Raw genomic sequence first — 1,886 nt, forward strand, 5'->3', positions numbered from 1 at the left:
CGGGACGGCGGGCGAACATTTCCCGCACCACGGCGTCGATGGTAGTCCGTCGGGCTCATTGCGAGTGCCCGAGCGCCTGAGGCTCGCCCGCGTCCGGTCGCGCGCGGCGGTCAGGCCCGCGAGCGGGGGGCCTCCGGGGGGCGCGCGGGAGGCGGGCCGGGAGGGGGGTCGGCTCGGCGGTCTGCCTGCGGCGGCGGTGCGACTTGACGGCGGCACGTTCCATCGCGGCGGGGGCCTCGGCGCGCCGCCAGACGCGGGCGACGATCACCACTTCGCGGGGTTCGCGGATGGGGGTGAGGCGGCACCAGGTGCGGGGCTCGGCGAGGTAGCGGCTCTGCGAGAGCAGCAGCTCGGTGAGCCGCTTGCCCTCGATGACGGGGCGCGTCGCCATCCAGGTCAGCACGCCTGGCGGGACGATGTAGAGGACGTGCCAGGGTGATTCGAAGGGGATGCCGACGAGCCTGAGCAGGAGGATCCACGGCACGAACACGCCGAGGAACACGCCGATCTGGACGAGCGGCAGCGGCATGGGCAGCCGCAGGTCGTACAGCTTGTAGAGCCGCTTCTCGATGCGCCAGATGTTGGTGTACGTGGGTAGATCCACGCCCCTACTCCCCTTCCCCTGGGTCAGGAGACGTCCACGCCGAGGGCCTTGGCGATCGCCTTGGCCGTGGTCTCGATGATGTTCGGCACGTAGAAGACCACTCCGATTCCGATCGCCAGCACGATGAACTGGACGAAACGCGTGATCTCGCGGGTGAACAGGAAGAAGATCGCCACAATGGAGACGATCACGAGGAACAGCGGGCCGAATATCTGGCGGAGCCAATCGGCGAGCTGGTCGGTCTTGAGTTCGTCGTTCGGTGCCGCCAGGATTTCGTGCGGAATCGACGCCATGAGGTGGTGCAGCATCGACTGACTACCTTCCTTGGTCGGCGGAATCGGGGGTCGGGTTGTTCAATTCGCGGCCTCTCATGACGCGTTCGGTTCGGTGGTGCCGCGAATGCTGCGCACGAGCCAGGTGCCCTTCTTGACCATGGCGAGCTGATAGGTCTGCTCCAGTTCGCCGCCGCCGCCCCCGGCCGGCTGCCACACCACCGTCGCGGTGACGGTGCGCTCGCCGTCCGGGCCCTTCGGCGCGACGACCTCCTTGACCTGCACGAACGTGACGGAGTTGGCGAGGCCGGCGATGGTCGTCCCGTCGGAGAAGCGCGACAGCGCCTCCTGGTTGCCGGTCGCGTACTCCTGGAAGAAGGTGCCGAGGAAGGGCTTGAGCTCGTTCTCCAGCGGGGTGTCGCGGTCGCCGACGCCGCCCTGGGGAAGCTGCGCCTTGGTCGGCGGGGGAAGCAGGGCGGGACGGGCGGACACGACCAGGGAGCCGCTCTTGTCGGCGTACACGGGAACGGCGAGCCGCAGCCACCGGTCGGCGGTGCGGGCGAGCAGCGTCACGGTCGCGTTGTGCGCGTCGCGGGCGTCCACTCCGGCGACCTGGACGGACTGCACCGCCATCTTCCCGACGCCGTTCCAGCCGAATTGGGCGTCGGCGCCGTCGGGCAGGAAGGTGCGCAATTGCGCCTCGCGGGCGGGGGCGTTCTTCTGGTCGAAGTTGAGATAGACGTTGGCGAACTGGAGGGCGAACGCGCCCGCGGCGCTGCTGGGGAACGCGGCGCTCTTCGGCGGCTTGGCCGCGGTCGCGCCGCCGCCGGAGGCGGAGTCGTCGGCGGTGAAGCGCTCGAACGGGGCGCGGACGCCGTTGACCAGGATGACGATGATCAGCGCCCACAGCACGGCGCGCCCGGCCCACACCCACCAGCGGCCGCCGGATCCGCCCCAGCGGCCGCCGCGGGGACGGCCGCGGCGGCGGACCTGGCGCTTATACACATCTC

3 protein-coding genes are annotated in these 1,886 nt (G+C 70.2%); all 3 read right to left on the reverse strand.

Annotated elements, in window-relative coordinates; all coding sequences use genetic code 11:
* Positions 1-55: 55 nt before the first annotated feature.
* On the reverse strand, positions 56-604 hold the full coding sequence (locus HUX53_RS03620) for a conjugal transfer protein (RefSeq protein ID WP_309237031.1): 549 nt from the start codon (positions 602-604) through the stop codon (positions 56-58).
* Between the two features lie 23 nt (positions 605-627).
* Positions 628-897: a hypothetical protein gene (locus HUX53_RS03625; RefSeq protein ID WP_245666569.1), complete on the reverse strand. Its 270-nt coding sequence runs from the start codon at positions 895-897 to the stop codon at positions 628-630.
* A 75-nt stretch (positions 898-972) separates the two neighbouring features.
* The coding region (locus tag HUX53_RS03630; RefSeq protein WP_176401748.1) for a conjugal transfer protein at positions 973-1,886 on the reverse strand (914 nt) is incomplete at its 5' end.

It is taken from the genome of Actinomadura sp. BRA 177, assembly GCF_013372625.1.
Lineage (GTDB): Bacteria > Actinomycetota > Actinomycetes > Streptosporangiales > Streptosporangiaceae > Spirillospora.